The sequence below is a fragment of the Oceanomicrobium pacificus genome, from assembly GCF_009833495.1.
Taxonomy (GTDB): Bacteria; Pseudomonadota; Alphaproteobacteria; order Rhodobacterales; family Rhodobacteraceae; genus Oceanomicrobium; species Oceanomicrobium pacificus.
In genome coordinates this window covers 363590-379759 of record NZ_WUWG01000001.1, presented here as the reverse complement: position 1 = coordinate 379759, position 16170 = coordinate 363590, and the positions used below count along the sequence as shown (strand labels likewise).

17 protein-coding genes are annotated in these 16170 nt (G+C 65.8%); 12 read left to right on the top strand and 5 right to left on the bottom strand.

Features of this window, described 5'->3' with window-relative positions; translation table 11 throughout:
* Positions 1 to 2 precede the first annotated feature (2 nt).
* The 4 genes from GSH16_RS01955 to recR are packed head-to-tail and all read left to right on the top strand — an operon-like array spanning position 3 to position 3930.
* Positions 3 to 1820 (top strand): DNA polymerase III subunit gamma/tau, encoded by a 1818-nt coding sequence (locus tag GSH16_RS01955; RefSeq protein ID WP_160851343.1) that lies wholly within the window; start codon positions 3 to 5, stop codon positions 1818 to 1820.
* A gap of 3 nt (positions 1821 to 1823) precedes the next feature.
* Entirely contained in the window at positions 1824 to 2171 is a 348-nt protein-coding gene (locus GSH16_RS01950; RefSeq protein ID WP_160851341.1) for a YbaB/EbfC family nucleoid-associated protein, read from the top strand.
* A 27-nt stretch (positions 2172 to 2198) separates the two neighbouring features.
* A complete protein-coding gene (locus GSH16_RS01945) occupies positions 2199 to 3323 on the top strand; it encodes a beta-ketoacyl-ACP synthase III (RefSeq protein ID WP_160851339.1) in 1125 nt (374 codons plus the stop codon).
* A gap of 13 nt (positions 3324 to 3336) precedes the next feature.
* Positions 3337 to 3930: a recombination mediator RecR gene (recR, locus tag GSH16_RS01940; RefSeq protein ID WP_160851338.1), complete on the top strand. Its 594-nt coding sequence runs from the start codon at positions 3337 to 3339 to the stop codon at positions 3928 to 3930.
* Here the strand turns inward: recR and GSH16_RS01935 are convergent.
* On the bottom strand, positions 3927 to 4919 hold the full coding sequence (locus GSH16_RS01935) for a DMT family transporter (protein WP_160851336.1): 993 nt from the start codon (positions 4917 to 4919) through the stop codon (positions 3927 to 3929). The genes recR and GSH16_RS01935 overlap by 4 nt on opposite strands.
* 137 nt (positions 4920 to 5056) lie before the next feature.
* Between GSH16_RS01935 and GSH16_RS01930 the strand changes: the two genes are divergently transcribed.
* The 4 genes from GSH16_RS01930 to GSH16_RS01915 all read left to right on the top strand — a co-directional run bounded on the left by GSH16_RS01930 (position 5057) and on the right by GSH16_RS01915 (position 7555).
* The gene (locus tag GSH16_RS01930) at positions 5057 to 5905 is read left to right on the top strand and encodes a peptidyl-prolyl cis-trans isomerase (RefSeq protein ID WP_160851334.1); all 849 of its coding nucleotides are present in this window, start codon (positions 5057 to 5059) and stop codon (positions 5903 to 5905) included.
* Positions 5902 to 6924: a HupE/UreJ family protein gene (locus GSH16_RS01925; RefSeq protein ID WP_235912905.1), complete on the top strand. Its 1023-nt coding sequence runs from the start codon at positions 5902 to 5904 to the stop codon at positions 6922 to 6924. The genes GSH16_RS01930 and GSH16_RS01925 overlap by 4 nt, the downstream gene beginning before the upstream one ends.
* 97 nt (positions 6925 to 7021) lie before the next feature.
* A complete protein-coding gene (locus GSH16_RS01920) occupies positions 7022 to 7345 on the top strand; it encodes a TraR/DksA family transcriptional regulator (protein WP_160851332.1) in 324 nt (107 codons plus the stop codon).
* A 12-nt stretch (positions 7346 to 7357) separates the two neighbouring features.
* Positions 7358 to 7555 (top strand): hypothetical protein, encoded by a 198-nt coding sequence (locus GSH16_RS01915; RefSeq protein WP_160851331.1) that lies wholly within the window; start codon positions 7358 to 7360, stop codon positions 7553 to 7555.
* Positions 7556 to 7603: 48 nt separating this feature from the next.
* Here GSH16_RS01915 and GSH16_RS01910 read toward each other — a convergent pair whose 3' ends face one another.
* Complete coding sequence (locus tag GSH16_RS01910) at positions 7604 to 7867, bottom strand: spike base protein, RCAP_Rcc01079 family (protein WP_160851329.1); 264 nt, start codon at positions 7865 to 7867, stop codon at positions 7604 to 7606.
* 308 nt (positions 7868 to 8175) lie between these two features.
* Here GSH16_RS01910 and gap point away from each other — a divergent pair, with 308 nt between their 5' ends.
* On the top strand, positions 8176 to 9171 hold the full coding sequence (gene gap, locus GSH16_RS01905) for a type I glyceraldehyde-3-phosphate dehydrogenase (RefSeq protein ID WP_160851327.1): 996 nt from the start codon (positions 8176 to 8178) through the stop codon (positions 9169 to 9171).
* Positions 9172 to 9235: 64 nt separating this feature from the next.
* Here gap and GSH16_RS01900 read toward each other — a convergent pair whose 3' ends face one another.
* Entirely contained in the window at positions 9236 to 9715 is a 480-nt protein-coding gene (locus GSH16_RS01900; RefSeq protein WP_160851325.1) for a tetratricopeptide repeat protein, read from the bottom strand.
* Positions 9716 to 9731: 16 nt separating this feature from the next.
* Between GSH16_RS01900 and GSH16_RS01895 the strand changes: the two genes are divergently transcribed.
* Positions 9732 to 11060 (top strand): cytochrome-c peroxidase, encoded by a 1329-nt coding sequence (locus tag GSH16_RS01895; protein WP_160851324.1) that lies wholly within the window; start codon positions 9732 to 9734, stop codon positions 11058 to 11060.
* Here GSH16_RS01895 and GSH16_RS01890 read toward each other — a convergent pair whose 3' ends face one another.
* The gene (locus GSH16_RS01890) at positions 11061 to 12404 is read right to left on the bottom strand and encodes a GH1 family beta-glucosidase (RefSeq protein WP_160851322.1); all 1344 of its coding nucleotides are present in this window, start codon (positions 12402 to 12404) and stop codon (positions 11061 to 11063) included.
* A 34-nt stretch (positions 12405 to 12438) separates the two neighbouring features.
* Entirely contained in the window at positions 12439 to 13467 is a 1029-nt protein-coding gene (locus tag GSH16_RS01885; protein WP_160851320.1) for a LacI family DNA-binding transcriptional regulator, read from the bottom strand.
* A 224-nt stretch (positions 13468 to 13691) separates the two neighbouring features.
* Here GSH16_RS01885 and GSH16_RS01880 point away from each other — a divergent pair, with 224 nt between their 5' ends.
* The gene (locus GSH16_RS01880) at positions 13692 to 14960 is read left to right on the top strand and encodes an ABC transporter substrate-binding protein (protein WP_160851318.1); all 1269 of its coding nucleotides are present in this window, start codon (positions 13692 to 13694) and stop codon (positions 14958 to 14960) included.
* A gap of 179 nt (positions 14961 to 15139) precedes the next feature.
* Positions 15140 to 16165, top strand: coding sequence for a carbohydrate ABC transporter permease (locus tag GSH16_RS01875; RefSeq protein WP_160851316.1), 1026 nt, complete (start codon positions 15140 to 15142; stop codon positions 16163 to 16165).
* Positions 16166 to 16170 lie beyond the last annotated feature (5 nt).

The window sequence follows — 16170 nt, the reverse complement described above, 5'->3', positions numbered from 1 at the left end:
CCATGACCGAAGAGAGTGTTGCCGCGTCGGAGAAGCGATCCGGATATCAGGTTCTGGCGCTGAAATACCGGCCCGCCACCTTCGCGGACATGATCGGTCAGGATGCGATGGTCCGGACGCTGAAAAACGCGTTCGAATCGGACCGGATCGCGCATGCATTCATCATGACCGGCGTGCGTGGGGTCGGGAAAACGACCACGGCGCGGATCATCGCCAAGGGTCTGAACTGTATCGGGCCGGACGGGCAGGGCGGTCCGACAGTGGCGCCCTGCGGGGAATGCGACCCCTGCCGCTCGATCGCTGAAGGCCGCCATGTCGACGTGATGGAAATGGACGCCGCCAGCCGCACCGGCGTGGGCGACATCCGCGAGATCATCGACAGCGTGCATTACCGGGCCACGTCGGCGCGGTTCAAGGTCTATATCATCGACGAGGTGCACATGCTCTCCAACAGCGCGTTCAACGCGCTCTTGAAGACGCTGGAAGAGCCGCCCGAACATGTGAAATTCATCTTCGCCACGACCGAGATCCGTAAGGTGCCGGTCACTGTCCTCTCGCGCTGCCAGCGGTTCGATCTGCGCCGGATGGAGCCCGAGGACACGATGGCTTATCTGGGCGATATTGCCGCGAAGGAGGGCGCGCAGGTGGCGCCCGACGCGCTCGCGCTCATCACCCGCGCCGCCGAAGGGTCGATGCGCGACGCGCTGTCGCTTCTCGATCAGGCGATTGCCCATGGCGCAGGGGAAACGACCGCGGAACAGGTGCGCGACATGCTCGGCATCGCCGATCGCGGCCGGGTGCTAGACCTGTTCGAGACGGTGATGCGGGGCGATGCCGCGGCCGCGCTGGAGGAACTGTCCGCGCAATATGCGGGCGGCGCCGATCCGCTCGCCGTGCTGCGCGATCTGGCCGAGATCACCCATTGGGTGTCGGTCGTCTCGATCTCGCCCGAGGCGGCGGACGATCCGACCATCGGCCCCGACGAGCGCGCCCGCGGCCGCGATTTTGCCGAGCGGCTGCCGATGCGGGTTCTGGCCCGCAGCTGGCAGATGTTGCTCAAGGCGCTGGAAGAAGTGGCGCAGGCCCCGAACCCGATGATGGCTGCCGAGATGGCGCTCATCCGGCTGACCCATGTGGCCGACCTGCCGACGCCCGAAGACCTTGTGCGCCGCCTGCAGGAGGGCGGCGGTCCGGCCCCGTCACCCGGTCCGGGCAGCGCGGGCCCCGGCGGCGGCACCGGTGCCCCGAATGGCCGATTGCACGACCGCGCGCCGCAGGGTGCAGGCGGGGGCGGCGGCGGCACCGTCACCGCATCGCTGGCGGAATCCGTGCCGGCACCGCAAGCCGGGGCCGTGCCCGCGACCGAGGCGCTGGCCCGCTATGCGCGGTTCGAGGATGTCGTCCAGCTGATCGCCAAGCGGCGCGACATGAAACTCCTGATGGAGGTGGAGAACCATATCCGCCTTGTCAGCTATACACCGGGCCGGATCGAGTTCGAGCCGACCGGTGATGCGCCGCCCGATCTGGCCGCACGGCTGTCGGGCCGGTTGCAGGGCTGGACCGGCGTGCGCTGGGGCGTGTCCATCGTTTCCAGCGGTGGCGGGCAGACGATTGCCGAGGAGCGCAACGCCCATCGCAACGACCTGCAGGGCCGGGCATTGGCCCACCCGATGGTGCAGGCCGTGATGGCGGCCTTTCCCGGCGCGCAGATCAAGGACGTCGGGACAGGGGTTGAACCCGATGACGGGAACGAAGATATCCTGCCCATAGACCCAGAGGCCATGGCCGACGACTGGGACCCGTTCGACGAGGAAGGATGAGCAATGCTCAAAGGTTTGGGAAATCTTGGCGACATGGCCAAGATCATGAAGCAGGCGCAAGCCATGCAAAGCAAGATGGAAGAGGCGCAGGCGCGGCTCGACACGATCACGGTCGAGGGTGAGGCCGGGGCCGGCATGGTAAAAGTGACCGCGACCGCCAAGGGCGAATTGACGGCCGTGTCCATCGATCCGTCGCTCTTCACCGCCGAGGACCGCGAAGTGGTCGAGGATCTGGTGCTGGCCGCCGTCAAGGACGCACAGGCCCGCGCCGCGGCCGCTGCACAGGCTGAAATGGCGGGTGTGACCGCAGGCATGGACCTGCCGGAAGGCATGAAAAACCCGTTCGGCTGACGCCGCACGGCACGGGAAGGACAGCGCATGTATCAGGCTGCGATCACCGGAAGCGGCGTCTTCACGCCGGACGCGACCATCACGAATGATGAGCTTGTCGTGGCCTTCAACGCCTATGTCGACCGGTTCAATGCCGAACATGCGGCCGAGATCGCCGCGGGCACGGTCGAGGCCAAGGAACATTCCTCGGCCGAGTTCATCTTCAAGGCCAGCGGAATTGAGCAGCGCCATGTGATGGACAAGTCGGGCGTGCTCGACCCTGCGGTGATGCACCCGGTCCTGCGCCAGCGCAGCGATGAAGAGCCGTCGATCATGGCGGAAATGTCGCTCAAGGCCGCCAAGGTTGCGCTCGATCAGGCCGGGATCGGTCCGGGCGACGTGGACGCGGTGATCGTCGCGGCGTCAAACCATGAACGCCCCTATCCGGCGATTGCCGTGGAGGTGCAGGACCTGCTCGGGATCGACGGGTTCGGGTTCGACATGAATGTCGCCTGTTCCTCCGCCACATTCGGCATTCAGGCGGCGGCGGACATGATCCGCTCCGGCTCGGTCCGCTCGGTCCTGATGCTGAACCCCGAAATCTGTTCGGGCCATCTGGAATGGCGCGACCGGGACTGCCATTTCATCTTCGGCGATGTCTGCACCGCGATCGTGCTGCAGCGGGCCGAGGATGCGACAGGCGCGCATTTCAACATCCTCTCGACCCGGTGCGAGACGAAATTCTCCAACAATATCAGGAACAATAACGGCTTCCTGCGCCGCTCGCGGCCCGACGGGCTGGCCGACCGGCGCGACATGCAGTTCATGCAGGAGGGCCGGAAGGTGTTCAAGGAAGTGCTGCCGATGGTCTCGCATCACATTCTCGACCATCTGGAGGATGCGGGCCGCGGGCCGGACGAGCTGAAACGGCTCTGGTTGCATCAGGCAAACAAGACGATGAATGATTTCATCGGCCGCAAGGTGCTGGGCCGGGAGCCGGAACCAGGCGAACAGCCCAACATCCTGCAGGATTATGCCAACACCTCCTCGGCCGGATCGATGATCGCCTTTGCGAAATATTCGCAGGACCTCGCACCCGGTGACCTTGGCCTGATCTGCTCCTTCGGGGCGGGCTATTCGGTCGGCTCCGTCATCGTCGAACGCGCGGCCTGACGGGGCGCGGCGCGTGACCGAGGGCGGCAAGGAAATCGAGCGGCTGATCGACCTGATGGCCCGCTTGCCGGGTCTCGGACCGCGGTCGGCCCGCCGCGCTGTCCTGCAGATGATCAAGAAAAAGGAGCTGCTCCTGACGCCGCTCGCCCGCGCCATGGTCGAGGTGGCCGAGACCGCGCGGCTCTGCCAGACCTGCGGCAATATCGGCTCGGCCGCGGAATGCGACATCTGCCGCGATCCGAACCGCGACGGCGCGGTGATCTGCGTGGTGGAGGATGTGGCCGACCTCTGGGCGCTGGAACGCGCCGGCGTGTTCAAGGGGCGCTATCATGTGCTGGGTGGCATCCTGTCCGCGCTCGACGGTGTCGGACCGGAGGATCTGCGCATCCCGCAGCTGGCCGAACGCGTGCGCGACAGCCAGGTATCGGAGGTGATCCTGGCGCTTGCGGCCACGATCGACGGGCAGACCACCGCGCATTATATTGCCGACCAGCTGGACGGGGTGACAGTCACCTCGCTCGCTCAGGGCGTGCCGATCGGCGGCGAACTGGACTATCTCGATGACGGGACCATCACGGCGGCCCTGACGGCACGCAAGAGCTTCTAGTCCGGGGTCTTCGCCTTGCGCCGCCCTGCGCGGCTCTCCCGATGGGTGATGACGAGCGTGGCGGTCACGATGATCGCTGCTCCGACCAGGGTCGGCCCGTCAGGCACCTCCCCGAAAAAGATAAATCCCGCCGCAGCGACGACCACGAGCCGCAGGAAGGCCACCGGGGCGAGCACGGCGGCCTCTCCCATCTGGTAGGCGCGGATGTCGGCATAGCCGCGCATGCCGCCGGCAATGACCAGTATCGCCAGCACGAGCCAGGCAAGCGAAGTGCCGGGCAGGTCATAGACGCCCCAGGCCAGCGGGACGGAGAGGAGGAAAGTCACGAGCACCGAGGAAGCGAAGGCGCTCACCGCCCCGTCGACCGCCGCGACACCGCGTGACAGGGTCAGCGCACCGGCGAATAGGACCGACGAACCCAGTGCCGCGATCATGCACGGATCGAGCCCGTCGACCCCGGGACGCAGGATCACCACCGCACCGAGGAAGCCGGCCGCCACTGCCGACAGGCGCACCGGACCGACACGCTCGCCATGGACGGGCATGGCCAGAAGCGTCGCGAAGATAGGGGCGGTAAAGAACAGCACCGTCGCGGTGGCGAGCGGCAGCACCGACAGAGTATAGAAACCCAGATGGGTCGACAGGCCGATGAGCAACCCGCGCAGCAGGTGCAGGCCGGGCCGCGTGACCCGCAGCCGCGCGCGGATGCCCGGCAGCAGAGGCAGTGCCATCAGGATCAGTGCCAGTGTCGCACCAGCGCGCAGGAGCACGATCATCCGGCTGTCGATCGTGTCCGACAGGCCCCGCACCGCGACCGTCATCGCCGAAGAGGCCACCACGGACAGGAGCAGCCAGAGCATCGCGCGCAGGTTGTTGCGCTCGGTCGCCGCTCCGGCGGCACCAGCAGCGGCAGGTCCGATCGCCACGTCGACGGGTTCGATCAGCGGACCGCCGTCGGGCAGGCGCGGGGAGGGCGGGACGCGGGTCATGGCGGGCTCCGGGGTGGATAGCGCGCACCCTGAGCCGTCGGAGCGCACCGGTCAAGGGGCGGTGCCGGTGGAACTTGCGTGCTTGACGGGTGCGCAGGGCATTGGGACAAGAGATGAAAACAGGAGCACGCCTGCCCATGTCCGTTCTGAAATCGCCCTTCCTGCATTTCCTTCTGATCGGGGCTGGTCTGTTCCTGCTGTTCGACATTGTCGGCGGGGACGAGGGGCCGGACCCCGATCGGATCGAGATCACGGACGCCCAGTTCCAACGCCTGCAACAGCAGTTCGAGGCCAGCTGGAACCGCCCGCCGACCGAGGCCGAGGCCACCGGCATTCTGGCCGACCATCTGCGGGAGGAACTGCTCTACCGAGAGGCGCTGAAACTCGGGCTCGACCAGAATGATGCGATCATCCGGCAGCGGCTGCGGCAGAAGATGGACTTTTTCACCGAAGCCGGCGTGCAGGCCACCGATCCGGGCGACGAGGAATTGCGTGCCTATCTCGCGGCCAATGAAGAACGCTATATCCGGCCGCCACGATTTGCACTGGCGCAGGTGTTCCTTGGCACCGACCCGGAACCGGACGCGGTCGCGGAGGTGCTGGCCGCGCTCGAAGGCGGCGCCGAGCCCGGCACGGTGGGCGAGCCGACACTCCTGCCGCCGAGCCTGTCACCCGCCGATGTCGGACTGATCGCCAACCGGTTCGGGCGCGATTTTGCCACCGCGCTGCCCGGCCTGCCGCTCGAAGAGTGGGCCGGACCTGTCCCGTCGAGCTACGGCCAGCATCTGGTGCGCATTGCGGCGGCCGAACCGGCTGGCACGCCCGATTTCGAGGCGCTGCGCGGACGGTTGTTGCGGGACTGGCGCTATGAGGCCGCCCAGACCGCGCGGCAGGATGCGGCCCTTCGGCTCGCGGAAAACTACCGGATCGACCTGCCGGGCGGGCAGGCGGCGGCCGACTTGCTGCGTCCGGGTGCTCAGGAATGACCCGCGCCGCCCTTGGCCGAATGGCGGCCGCGCTGCTCCTGTGGCTGTCGCTTGCGGGCGGTCTGTCGGCCCATGCGCTGGAGCCGGGGTTCCTCGACATCCGGGAAACCGCGCCCGACCAGTTCCTGCTCATCTGGAAGGTGCCGCAAGTGTCGGGCACGCCGATGGAGATCACCGCGCGCCTGCCTGACAGCTGCACCCAGCCGCGCCCGCCACAGGTCAGTTTCGCCCAGTCGGCCTTTATCACCAGCTGGCAAACCGACTGTCCGGGCGGATTGACGGGCCAGCCCATCACGATCGAGGGGCTGGACGCGACGCGCACCGATGTGCTCGTCCGGCTGGAACCGCTGACCGGTGCGCGGCAGACCCTGCGCATGACGCCCGGTGCGGCCAGTGCCGCCTTTGCCGTGGAGCCGAGCCTCGGGCAGGTGGTGCAGACCTATCTCTATCTCGGCATCGATCACATTCTCGTCGGGATCGACCATCTGCTCTTCGTGCTGGCGCTGGTGCTCCTGGTTCCGGGGCGCTGGGCGCTTCTGAAGACGGTGACCGCTTTCACGCTGGCCCATTCCATCACCCTGTCGCTGGCAACGCTCGGCTTCCTGACCCTGCCCGGACCCCCGGTGGAGGCCGTAATCGCGCTGTCGATCACGTTTCTGGCGACGGAACTGTTGCGTCTGCGGCGCGGGGAACAAGTGCTCTCGGCGCGCAAACCGTGGCTTGTGGCCTTCACCTTCGGTCTTTTGCACGGGCTTGGTTTCGCCGGTGCGCTGGCCGAGACGGGCCTGCCGCCGTCCGATATTCCCGCAGCGCTCCTGATGTTCAACATCGGGGTAGAACTGGGACAGATCCTGTTCATCGCGGTTGTGCTGGCGGTCATATGGCTGGTGCGCCGTATTCTCGACCGGATGCCGGAGGGCGCCCGCATCGCCGCGCTTGGCCAGCTGACCGTGATTTATGCTATTGGTGGTGTGTCGGCCTATTGGCTCCTGGAGCGCGTGGCCGGGTTCTTCGCCTGACCCTTTGACCCGCATCCGGACTGGTTGATGCACATCAAGGGGCGCAACGGCGGCCCGGTCTAGGCTCCGGTCCAACGCATCATGAAGGAGCATGCATATGGTTGATCTATCGGCCCGCAAGGCCCAGCTCGAAACCCGTCTCGCGGAACTGCGCGGACGGCTGGAACATATCGAGCATGATCTCGACCAGCCGGTCAGCAAGGATGACGAGGACCGCGCCACCGAGCGCGAGGATGACGAGGTGCTCGAAGGGATCGGGGAGGCCGGCCTGCAGGAAATCCGCAGCATCGAAGCGGCGCTCCAGCGGATCGCTGCGGGCAGCTACGGCGAATGTGTCTCCTGCGGCGAAGAAATCGACGCGGCGCGGCTCGATATTGTGCCGCACACGCCGCTGTGCAAGACCTGTGCCGCGAAACGGTAAAGGAACCCGCCCATGGCATTCGAAGCGCTCAAGGTCCAGATCATGATGCTGATGGAGCAGATGACCCATCAGCCCGAGGATGCGCATGAAATTCAGGAAAGCCTGCGGGAGAAGCTGGCCGAGATCAAGGCGCTCGGCATGCCGCTGCCCGAGGATCTGGTGGAACTCGAAGAGGCGCTCGAACAGGACCTGAACCTGCCGAAACGCTGACGGGCGACGCGCGGCGCAGGTGCCAAAGCCCGCGCCGCGCCCGGGCCATCACCACATGGCAACGATATCCGTCGCCGTCGTGCCGGTCGCCAGCACCCGCTCGACGCGAAGCGCATATTGCGTGCCCGCGCTGGCATTGGCGAGCGTCACGTCCGTGCCATCCTGCATCCGCACCCGCAGATCGCCGCCGCCGCCCACATAGAGCGCGCGGGTGATCCACGGCAGGTCAGTCGCGTCATCGGGCACCACGGCAAGCGCGTTCTGCGGCGGGGCGGTCAGGTTCTGGTTGTGGTTGCGGAACAAGTCGGCCATCTGGATCTCCTGCAATCGGGGCCGCCGCCGCGCGATTGGACTGCGGCAGGGCGGACCGGGGGCACATCTCGGGAAAGGGCAGCGCGTGCACCGCGCAGGGCGAATCGCAGCTGCGGCGCAGGGCATACAGGAACAAGGTTAACCGGGCCTTTCCGGGCCGCCCGATACGCGACCGATCAGCGCCACCCACGCTTATTTCCGCAACCTGTCTTTGCAAGCCTGCCGGAATGTGATTGAACCCGTCTCGAAGCGTGCCGCAGCGTCAGGCCGCGCACGTGCCCCGTGATGGTTCAAAGGAGGGTGAGACCTTGGTGAAAGTTGCAATCAACGGATTTGGCCGGATCGGCCGCAACGTGCTGCGCGCACTGGTCGAGAGCGGCCGCACCGACATCGAGGTCGTGGCGATCAACGATCTGGGCCCGATCGAGACCAATGCCCACCTGATCCGTTACGACAGCGTGCATGGCCGCTTCCCGGCCGAGGTCAAAGTGTCCGGCGACACGATCGACGTGGGCCGCGGCCCGATCAAGGTCACCGCGATCCGCAACCCCGAGGAACTGCCCTGGGGCGATGTGGACATCGCGCTCGAATGTACCGGCATCTTCGCCGACAAGGAAAAGGCCTCCGCCCACCTGAAGAACGGCTCGAAGAAGGTTCTGGTTTCCGCACCGGCCGGCGGCGCCGACAAGACGATCGTTTTCGGCGTGAATGACGATGCGCTGACGGGTGAGGATATCGTTGTCTCCAACGCCTCCTGCACCACCAACTGCCTCGCGCCGGTGGCCTATGTGCTCAACAATGCGATCGGGATCGAAAAGGGTTTCATGACCACGATCCACAGCTATACCGGCGACCAGCCGACGCTCGACACGATGCACAAGGACCTCTACCGGGCCCGCGCCGCCGCGCTCTCGATGATCCCGACATCGACCGGCGCCGCCAAGGCTGTCGGCCTCGTGCTGCCGGAACTGAACGGCAAGCTCGACGGCGTGGCGATCCGTGTGCCGACCCCGAACGTCTCGGTCGTCGACCTGAACTTCATCGCGGCGCGCGACACCAGCGTGGAAGAGATCAACGACGCGATCCGGTCGGCCGCCAATGGCGAGTTGAAGGGCATCCTCGGCTATACGGACGAGAAGCTCGTCTCCACCGATTTCAACCACGATCCGCACAGCTCGATCTTCCACACCGACCAGACCAAGGTCATGGGCGGCACCATGTGCCGGATCCTCACCTGGTATGACAATGAGTGGGGCTTCTCGAACCGGATGCTCGATACGGCCGTGGCCATGTCCAAGGTCTGAAACAAGACATGAAACCAAGTGAACCGGCGCCCCTTGCGGCGCCGGCTTCCGTTTCAGGGCACCGTCAGCGGAACGGGTAGAGCCAGACCTTGTAATCGGCCACCATCAGAAGCGCCTGATCGATCTCTTCGCGGGTCATCTTCTTGACCACTTCCTCCAGGCTGATCGCGGCATCCGGATCGCCGCCGATGGCCGACAGCGTGTACCACATATAAGCCCGCACAAGATCGGGCGCCGGCATGCCGCGGCCGATCTCGTAATACCAGCCGACGCCCGATTGCGCGCCCGGATGGCCCTTCATCGAGGCCCGCAGATACCAGTCGAAGGCACGCTGGTCGTCACGCTCGACCCCGAGCCCCATCGCATACATGACGCCGATCAGTTCCTCGGCATCCGCATTGCCCGAGCGCGCGGCGGGCCAGAGCTCCTCGAACGCTTCCTCGAACCGGTCGGCATCGAGCAATTTCTTCGCATGCTGAATATCGGCTTGGGCCGTGCCGGCAAACGCGATAGTGAAAAGACAAAAGAGGGAATGTCGGAGCATGGGGAGGCCTTCGGGAATGGATTTGCGCGCAGTCTGCACCGCCGCGGCGGCGATCTCAACATGGATTGCCACGGGGCTCGGCGCACAGGAGCGCGTGCCGGTGACGGAGGCCGATTTCCTGCCCTTCAACGAGAAGGCGGCGGCTATCGGGCAGCTGCTCTTCTATGACCCGATCCTGTCGGGAAACCGCAACATTTCCTGCGGAACCTGCCACCATCACGACCTTGGCACCGGCGACGGGCTGTCGCTCGGCATCGGAGAGGGCGGCTTCGGCCTTGGGCCGGAGCGCCGCGCGGGCACGGGCGCATCGCGGATCCGCAAGCGGGTGCCGCGCAACGCGCCGGCGCTTTGGAACCTCGGCGCGTGGGAGGTGGAGATCCTGTTCCACGACGGGCGGGTGTCGATATCCGACGATTTCGGCAACGGGTTCAACACGCCCGCGGGCGGCGACCTGCCGGACGATCTGGATACGATCCTTGCGGCACAGGCGCTCTTCCCGCTCAATGCCCAGTTCGAGATGGCGGGCAATCCGGGCGAGAATGACATTGCCGGCGCTGCCCATGACGAGATCGAGCGCGTCTGGGACATTGTCTCCAAGCGCGTGCGCACCATTCCCGCCTATGCGGACATGTTCATCGAAGCGTTTGACGATGTGGACGGCCCGCTCGACATCACCATCTCGCATATCGGCACCGCGCTCGGCGATTTCGAGAACAGCGAATGGCGGAGCTATGACAGCCCCTATGATGCCTGGCTCGCGGGTGACGATGCGGCGCTCGGCGACGCGGCCGACCGGGGGCGGCAGCTCTTTTTCGGGGAAGCGGGCTGCGCGGACTGCCACTCGGGTCCGTTCCTGTCCGACCAGCAGTTCCACGCGCTCGGCCTGCCGGCCTTCGGTCCGGGACGCACGCGGGTGTTCGACCCGACCGCGCGGGACGTGGGCCGGATGGCCGAGACAGACCGGCTGGAAGATGCCTACCGGTTCCGCACGCCGCAATTGCGCAATGTCGCGCTGACCGCGCCCTACGGGCACAATGGCGCCTATGCCACGCTCGAAGGGATCGTGCGGCATCATCTGGACCCGAAAACCATGCTGGCGGCCTGGATGCCTGCGGATGCCCGCCTGCCGCGGGCCGACTGGCTGGCCGACACGGATTTCGTGGTCATGGATGATGCACGCGAGCGCGACCGACACGCCGCCGCGCTCGATATCGTGCCACGGCCGATGGATGACACGGATGTGGCCGCGCTCGTGGCCTTTCTGGAAAGCCTGACGGGGACCTATTCGATCACCGGGCGGCTGGGCCGCCCGGACAGCGTGCCATCCGGGTTGCCGGTCGACTGATCAGCCCGCGAGCATCGCCTTCAGCGCGTGATAGCTGTCCTTCGGCGTGCGCTCCAGCGTGTCGAAATCGACATGGACGAGGCCGAAACGTTTCTCGTACCCCTCTGCCCATTCGTAATTGTCCATCAGCGACCAGGCGAAATAGGCCTCGACCGGCACGCCCTCGGCTTTCGCGCGCAGCACGGCTTTCAGGTGTCCGTCGAGATAGTCGAGCCGCTGCGGATCGGACACGCCGTCCGGCCCGACCGTGTCATAGGAGGCCAGCCCGTTCTCGGTGATGCGGATCGGCAGGTCGCCGGTCTGCTCAGCTTTCAGCCAGGTCAGGATGCGGTAGAGCCCTTCGGGGAAGACCTCCCAGCCCATCGCGGTTTTCGGCAGGTCGCCCGGTGCGGGCTCCATCGCGGGGAAGATCGGGCTGTCGGTCGCCCGCAGGTTCTGGCGGGTGTAGTAGTTCACCCCGAACCAGTCGAGCGGTGCGCCGATCAGGTCGAGATCTGCCTCCCATCCGGCGGGCATATGCGGCCCGAGCAGGTCGAGCACATCCTCGGGATAGGTTTTCTGCATCATCGCCTGAACGAACCAGCGGTTGTAGATGCCTTCATAAAGGCGCGCTGCCGCCCGGCTGGCCTCGCTCTCGTCGGCCGCCGAGACATATTCGAAATTGTTGACCGCGCCGAGGTTGGTCTGGCCCATGGCGCGCATCGCGGCGATGGAACGGCCATGGGCCAGGAGCACATGGTGCATGGCCCGCGCCGTGGCGCGGATGTCGCGATGGCCCGGCGCGTGGATGCCGAGGAAATGGCTGAGGAAGGAGACGCACCACGGTTCGTTGACGGGCGCGACCGATGTCAGCCGGTCGCCCAGACGCCCGATCACCACTTCGGTGAAATCGGCGAACCAGTTCGCCACGTCGCGATTGGTCCAGCCGCCGAGATCGGCCAGCGCCGCGGGCAGTTCCCAATGGTAAAGCGTTGCATGCGGCTGCAGCCCGCGCGCGAGCATCCCGTCCACGAGCCGGTCGTAGAAGTCGAGCCCCTCCGCATTCACCGCACCGCGGCCCTCGGGCATGATCCGCGCCCAGGAGGTGGAGAAGCGATAGGCGGACAGGCCGGCATCGCGGATCAGGTCCAGATCCTCCTCCCAACGGTGGTAGTGGTCGCAAGCGACCGCGCCATCCTCGGCCCGCACCACATTGCCTGCGGTGGCGGCGAACGTGTCCCAGTGGGTCGGGCCGGCGCCCCCGAACGTGTGGCCCTCGATCTGGTAGCTCGACGTGGCAACGCCGAAGGTGAACGCATCGCCGAAATCGGCGCGCTTGACGGAAAGGCGCGGGGAAGAGGTCATGGAAAGTCCTTGGGGCTGGTGTCTGTCGTAGCTGTCAGCGCGTCTGCGGCGCCGGACCGGTCGAGCCGCCGACCGTGAGCACGGCTTCCCACAGTTCATGGGTCTCGGGCAAGCCCGGATCCTGGATCTTGGCGATCAGCATCTCCGCCGCGCGGCTCCCGGCGGCCTGCATCGAGGATCGGGTGGAGGTGAACATCGGCACGTCGCTTTGCGCCTGCAGGAAGCTCAACTCGTCATCATGGGTGATGACCGACAGGTCTTCCCCGAGCCGCAGGCCGAGGTCGCGCGCCGCCCGCGCGACACCGAGCGCCACGATGATCGAGGAACAGAGGATCGCGCTCGGCGGCGCCGCGCTGCGCAGTAGCTGGGTTCCGCGCGCATGGCCATAGGGCTCCACCATCTCCTCCGAGAAGACGAGCGCGGGATCGACCGCGACACCGCGGGCGGTGAGCGCCTCCTCGTAGCCCATGCGGCGGCGGATCGCGAAGCTCATATGGTCCAGCCCGTTCAGGAGCGCGATCCGGCGGTGGCCGAGGTCGAGCAGGAAATCCGTCGCCCGCCGGAAGGCGCGCTTGTTGTTCACATCGAGCCAGGAATAGCCGTCCATATGTTCGGGGAACCGCCCGTGCACGACGAAGGGCAGGCCGATCTCGCGCAGGATGTCGTAGCGACGGTCCCCGGCGACCGGCCCGTGGATCACCACCCCGTCCACCGAGCGGCGCGAGGCCATCTTGCGATAGGTGGCTTCTTCCTCCGTGTCGGGCACGACCGAGATGACCATGTCATAGCCGAGCCGCGAATAGACCCGACCGGCGCCAGAGATGAAATCCGAAAAATGCGGGTTGATCATCTCATGCGCAGAGAGCGGCACCACATGGCCGATCGCGTGCGACCGGCCCGTGGCGAGTTGCTTGGCGAAACTGTTGGGCGCGTAATTATGCTCGCGCGCGGCGGCGAGCACCCGGCGGCGCGTGGCCTCGCTGACTTCAGGATAGCCGTTCAGCGCCCGCGACACGGTCGTGGGCGACAGTTTCAGCAGCGCGGCCAGTTCCTTGAGGTTCACGGATTCGCCCCGAGTGTTCCAAAGCGGTTTGAAGTTAGGCGAGACTGCACTGGAAAAGCAATTCAAATGTTTCCGATTAATCGTTTCGTTTCTTGACAGCAGACAGGCATCGTCGCATTGTGCCGCCCATTCAAACCGCTTTGGTTCATGGCAGGCGATTCTGTTGTGCCTCGGCGGGCAAGGGGAGTGCGGCGTCGCAGGGCCGCAATTTGGGAGGACCATCCATGAAACAGACTTTGATGATCGGTGCAGCCAGCCTCGCGCTGTCAGCGGGCGGTGCATTTGCCGAAGAAATCACCGTGTTCGGCCCGTGGCTCGGCCCGGACCAGGAGAATGTGGAGACCGTGCTGCAGGGCTTTGCCGAAGCCACCGGGCATGAGGTGAGCTATGTCGGGTCCGACAGTTTCGAACAGCAGATCCTCGTCGATATCGAAGCCGGATCCGCGCCGAACGTGGCCGTCTTCCCGCAGCCGGGCCTCGCGGCGGATCTCGCCTCGCGCGGGTTCCTGACCCCGCTGAAGGACGGCACCGGCGACTGGATCCGTGAAAACTATGCGGCTGGCCAGTCCTGGGTCGATCTGGGCACCTATGCTGGATCCGACGGGGCCGACAACCTGTACGGCTTCTTCTACAAGGTCGATGTGAAATCGCTCGTCTGGTACGTCCCGGAAAACTTCGAGGATGCGGGCTATGAAGTGCCCACCTCTATGGAAGAGCTGAAAGCGCTGACCGACCAGATCGTGGCCGATGGCGGCACGCCCTGGTGTATCGGTCTGGGATCGGGCGGTGCGACCGGCTGGCCGGCGACCGATTGGGTCGAGGATATGATGCTGCGCACGCAGAGCCCGGACGTCTATGACCAGTGGGTGACGAACGAACTGCCCTTCACCGATCCCGCCGTGATCGGTGCGATCGAGGAGTTCGGCTGGTTCGCGCGCAATGACGATTATGTCGCCGGCGGCGCTGGCGCCGTGGCCTCTACCGATTTCCGCGACAGCCCGAAGGGTCTCTTCTCCTCGCCGCCGCAGTGCTACATGCACCGTCAGGCGAGCTTCATCCCGGCCTTCTTCCCCGAAGGCACCGAAGTGGGAGAGGATGCGGACTTCTTCTACTTCCCCGCCTATGAGGGCAAGGATCTGGGCAGCCCGGTGCTCGGTGCCGGCACCGTCTGGGCCATCACCAACGAGAACCAGGCCGCGCATGACCTGATCGCCTATCTGCAGGAGCCGGCCGCGCACGAGGCGTGGATGAAGCTGAAAGGCTTCCTGACCCCGCATAAAGGTGTGGACACGTCCGTCTTCGGTGACCCGACGCTGCAGAAGATGAACGACATCCTTCTTGGCGCCACCACCTTCCGCTTCGACGGCTCCGACCTGATGCCGGGTGGCGTGGGCGCGGGGTCCTTCTGGACCGGCATGGTCGACTATGCGGGCGGCAAATCCGCCGAGGATGTCGCGGCCGAGATCCAGGACAGCTGGGACGCGCTGAAGTAAGCGACAGGGCGGCCCCGGAGCCACCGGTTCCGGGGCCGCCTGCACGACTTGCGGTCCGGCCGTCCTGAGCGGCCAGACCCATCGGCGCCACGGCGCGCCACCTGCGGGACCTGACAGGCGGCACAGGCCGCAAGCCCGCGACAGATGACACCGCATCGGGGTTCTGGGGAGGATCGACCATGCATCCGGCATTGCAGGGACTGCTGACCATCGCGCTCGGAGTGGGCGGATGCGTGGCTTACTTCTACCTCTCGAACCAGTTTCTCGACCGCGTTCTCTTTCCGCCCCGCGGACCGAATGCGGGCCGCAACATAAACCGCGCCAACATGATCCGGCCATGGCTCTTTCTTGGGCCGGCGCTGATCGCGCTGGGCCTCTATCTGGCCTATCCGGTCGTCGAGACGCTGCGCCTGTCGCTCACCGAGCGGGTGCCGGTGCCGGGCGGGCAGCCGGGCGAATATGACTATAATTTTGTCGGCTTCGCCAATTACGCGCAGATGATGGACGAGCCCAAGTTCTGGGAAGCGATGCGCAACAATTTCATGTGGCTCCTCGTGGTGCCCGCGCTGTCGACCGCCTTCGGCCTGCTCGCCGCGCAACTGACCGACCGGATCCGCTGGGGCAATGCGGCCAAGTCGATGATCTTCATGCCGATGGCGATCAGCTTCGTCGGCGCCTCGGTCATCTGGAAGCTCGTCTATGATGCGCGGCCCATCGATCAGGAGCAGATCGGCATCCTCAACGCGCTCTGGGTGGGGCTCGGCGGCGAGCCGCAGACCTGGCTGACCGTGCCGCTGTGGAACAATTTCTTCCTGATGATCGTGCTCGTCTGGATCCAGACCGGCTTTGCCATGGTGATCCTGTCCGCGGCCCTGCGCGGCATTCCGGAGGAAACGGTGGAGGCCGCGATCGTCGACGGGGCCAACCCGTTCCAGATCTTCTTCAAGATCAAGGTGCCGCAGATCAAGACGACGATCATGGTCGTCTGGACGACCATCACGCTCGTCGTGCTCAAGGTGTTCGACATCGTCTTCGCGATGACCAACGGCCAGTGGCAGACGCAGGTTCTGGCCAATTACATGTTCGACAAGCTCTTCCGCGCCAATGACTGGGGCGTCGGGTCCGCCAGCGCCATGGTCATCATGCTGCTGGTGACGCCGATCCTCGTCTGGAACGTGTGGAACGCGCGGCGCGAGATGCGCTGAGGGAG

Excerpts from the sequence above, each read along its gene's own strand:
- GSH16_RS01955 (WP_160851343.1), top strand. The coding sequence starts at position 3 with ATGACCGAAGAGAGTGTTGCCGCGTCGGAGAAGCGATCCGGATATCAG.
- GSH16_RS01950 (WP_160851341.1), top strand. The coding sequence starts at position 1,824 with ATGCTCAAAGGTTTGGGAAATCTTGGCGACATGGCCAAGATCATGAAG.
- GSH16_RS01945 (WP_160851339.1), top strand. The coding sequence starts at position 2,199 with ATGTATCAGGCTGCGATCACCGGAAGCGGCGTCTTCACGCCGGACGCG.
- GSH16_RS01935 (WP_160851336.1), bottom strand. The coding sequence starts at position 4,919 with ATGACCCGCGTCCCGCCCTCCCCGCGCCTGCCCGACGGCGGTCCGCTG.
- GSH16_RS01930 (WP_160851334.1), top strand. The coding sequence starts at position 5,057 with ATGTCCGTTCTGAAATCGCCCTTCCTGCATTTCCTTCTGATCGGGGCT.
- GSH16_RS01925 (WP_235912905.1), top strand. The coding sequence starts at position 5,902 with ATGACCCGCGCCGCCCTTGGCCGAATGGCGGCCGCGCTGCTCCTGTGG.
- GSH16_RS01920 (WP_160851332.1), top strand. The coding sequence starts at position 7,022 with ATGGTTGATCTATCGGCCCGCAAGGCCCAGCTCGAAACCCGTCTCGCG.
- GSH16_RS01915 (WP_160851331.1), top strand. The coding sequence starts at position 7,358 with ATGGCATTCGAAGCGCTCAAGGTCCAGATCATGATGCTGATGGAGCAG.
- GSH16_RS01910 (WP_160851329.1), bottom strand. The coding sequence starts at position 7,867 with ATGGCCGACTTGTTCCGCAACCACAACCAGAACCTGACCGCCCCGCCG.
- GSH16_RS01900 (WP_160851325.1), bottom strand. The coding sequence starts at position 9,715 with ATGCTCCGACATTCCCTCTTTTGTCTTTTCACTATCGCGTTTGCCGGC.
- GSH16_RS01895 (WP_160851324.1), top strand. The coding sequence starts at position 9,732 with ATGGATTTGCGCGCAGTCTGCACCGCCGCGGCGGCGATCTCAACATGG.
- GSH16_RS01890 (WP_160851322.1), bottom strand. The coding sequence starts at position 12,404 with ATGACCTCTTCCCCGCGCCTTTCCGTCAAGCGCGCCGATTTCGGCGAT.
- GSH16_RS01880 (WP_160851318.1), top strand. The coding sequence starts at position 13,692 with ATGAAACAGACTTTGATGATCGGTGCAGCCAGCCTCGCGCTGTCAGCG.
- GSH16_RS01875 (WP_160851316.1), top strand. The coding sequence starts at position 15,140 with ATGCATCCGGCATTGCAGGGACTGCTGACCATCGCGCTCGGAGTGGGC.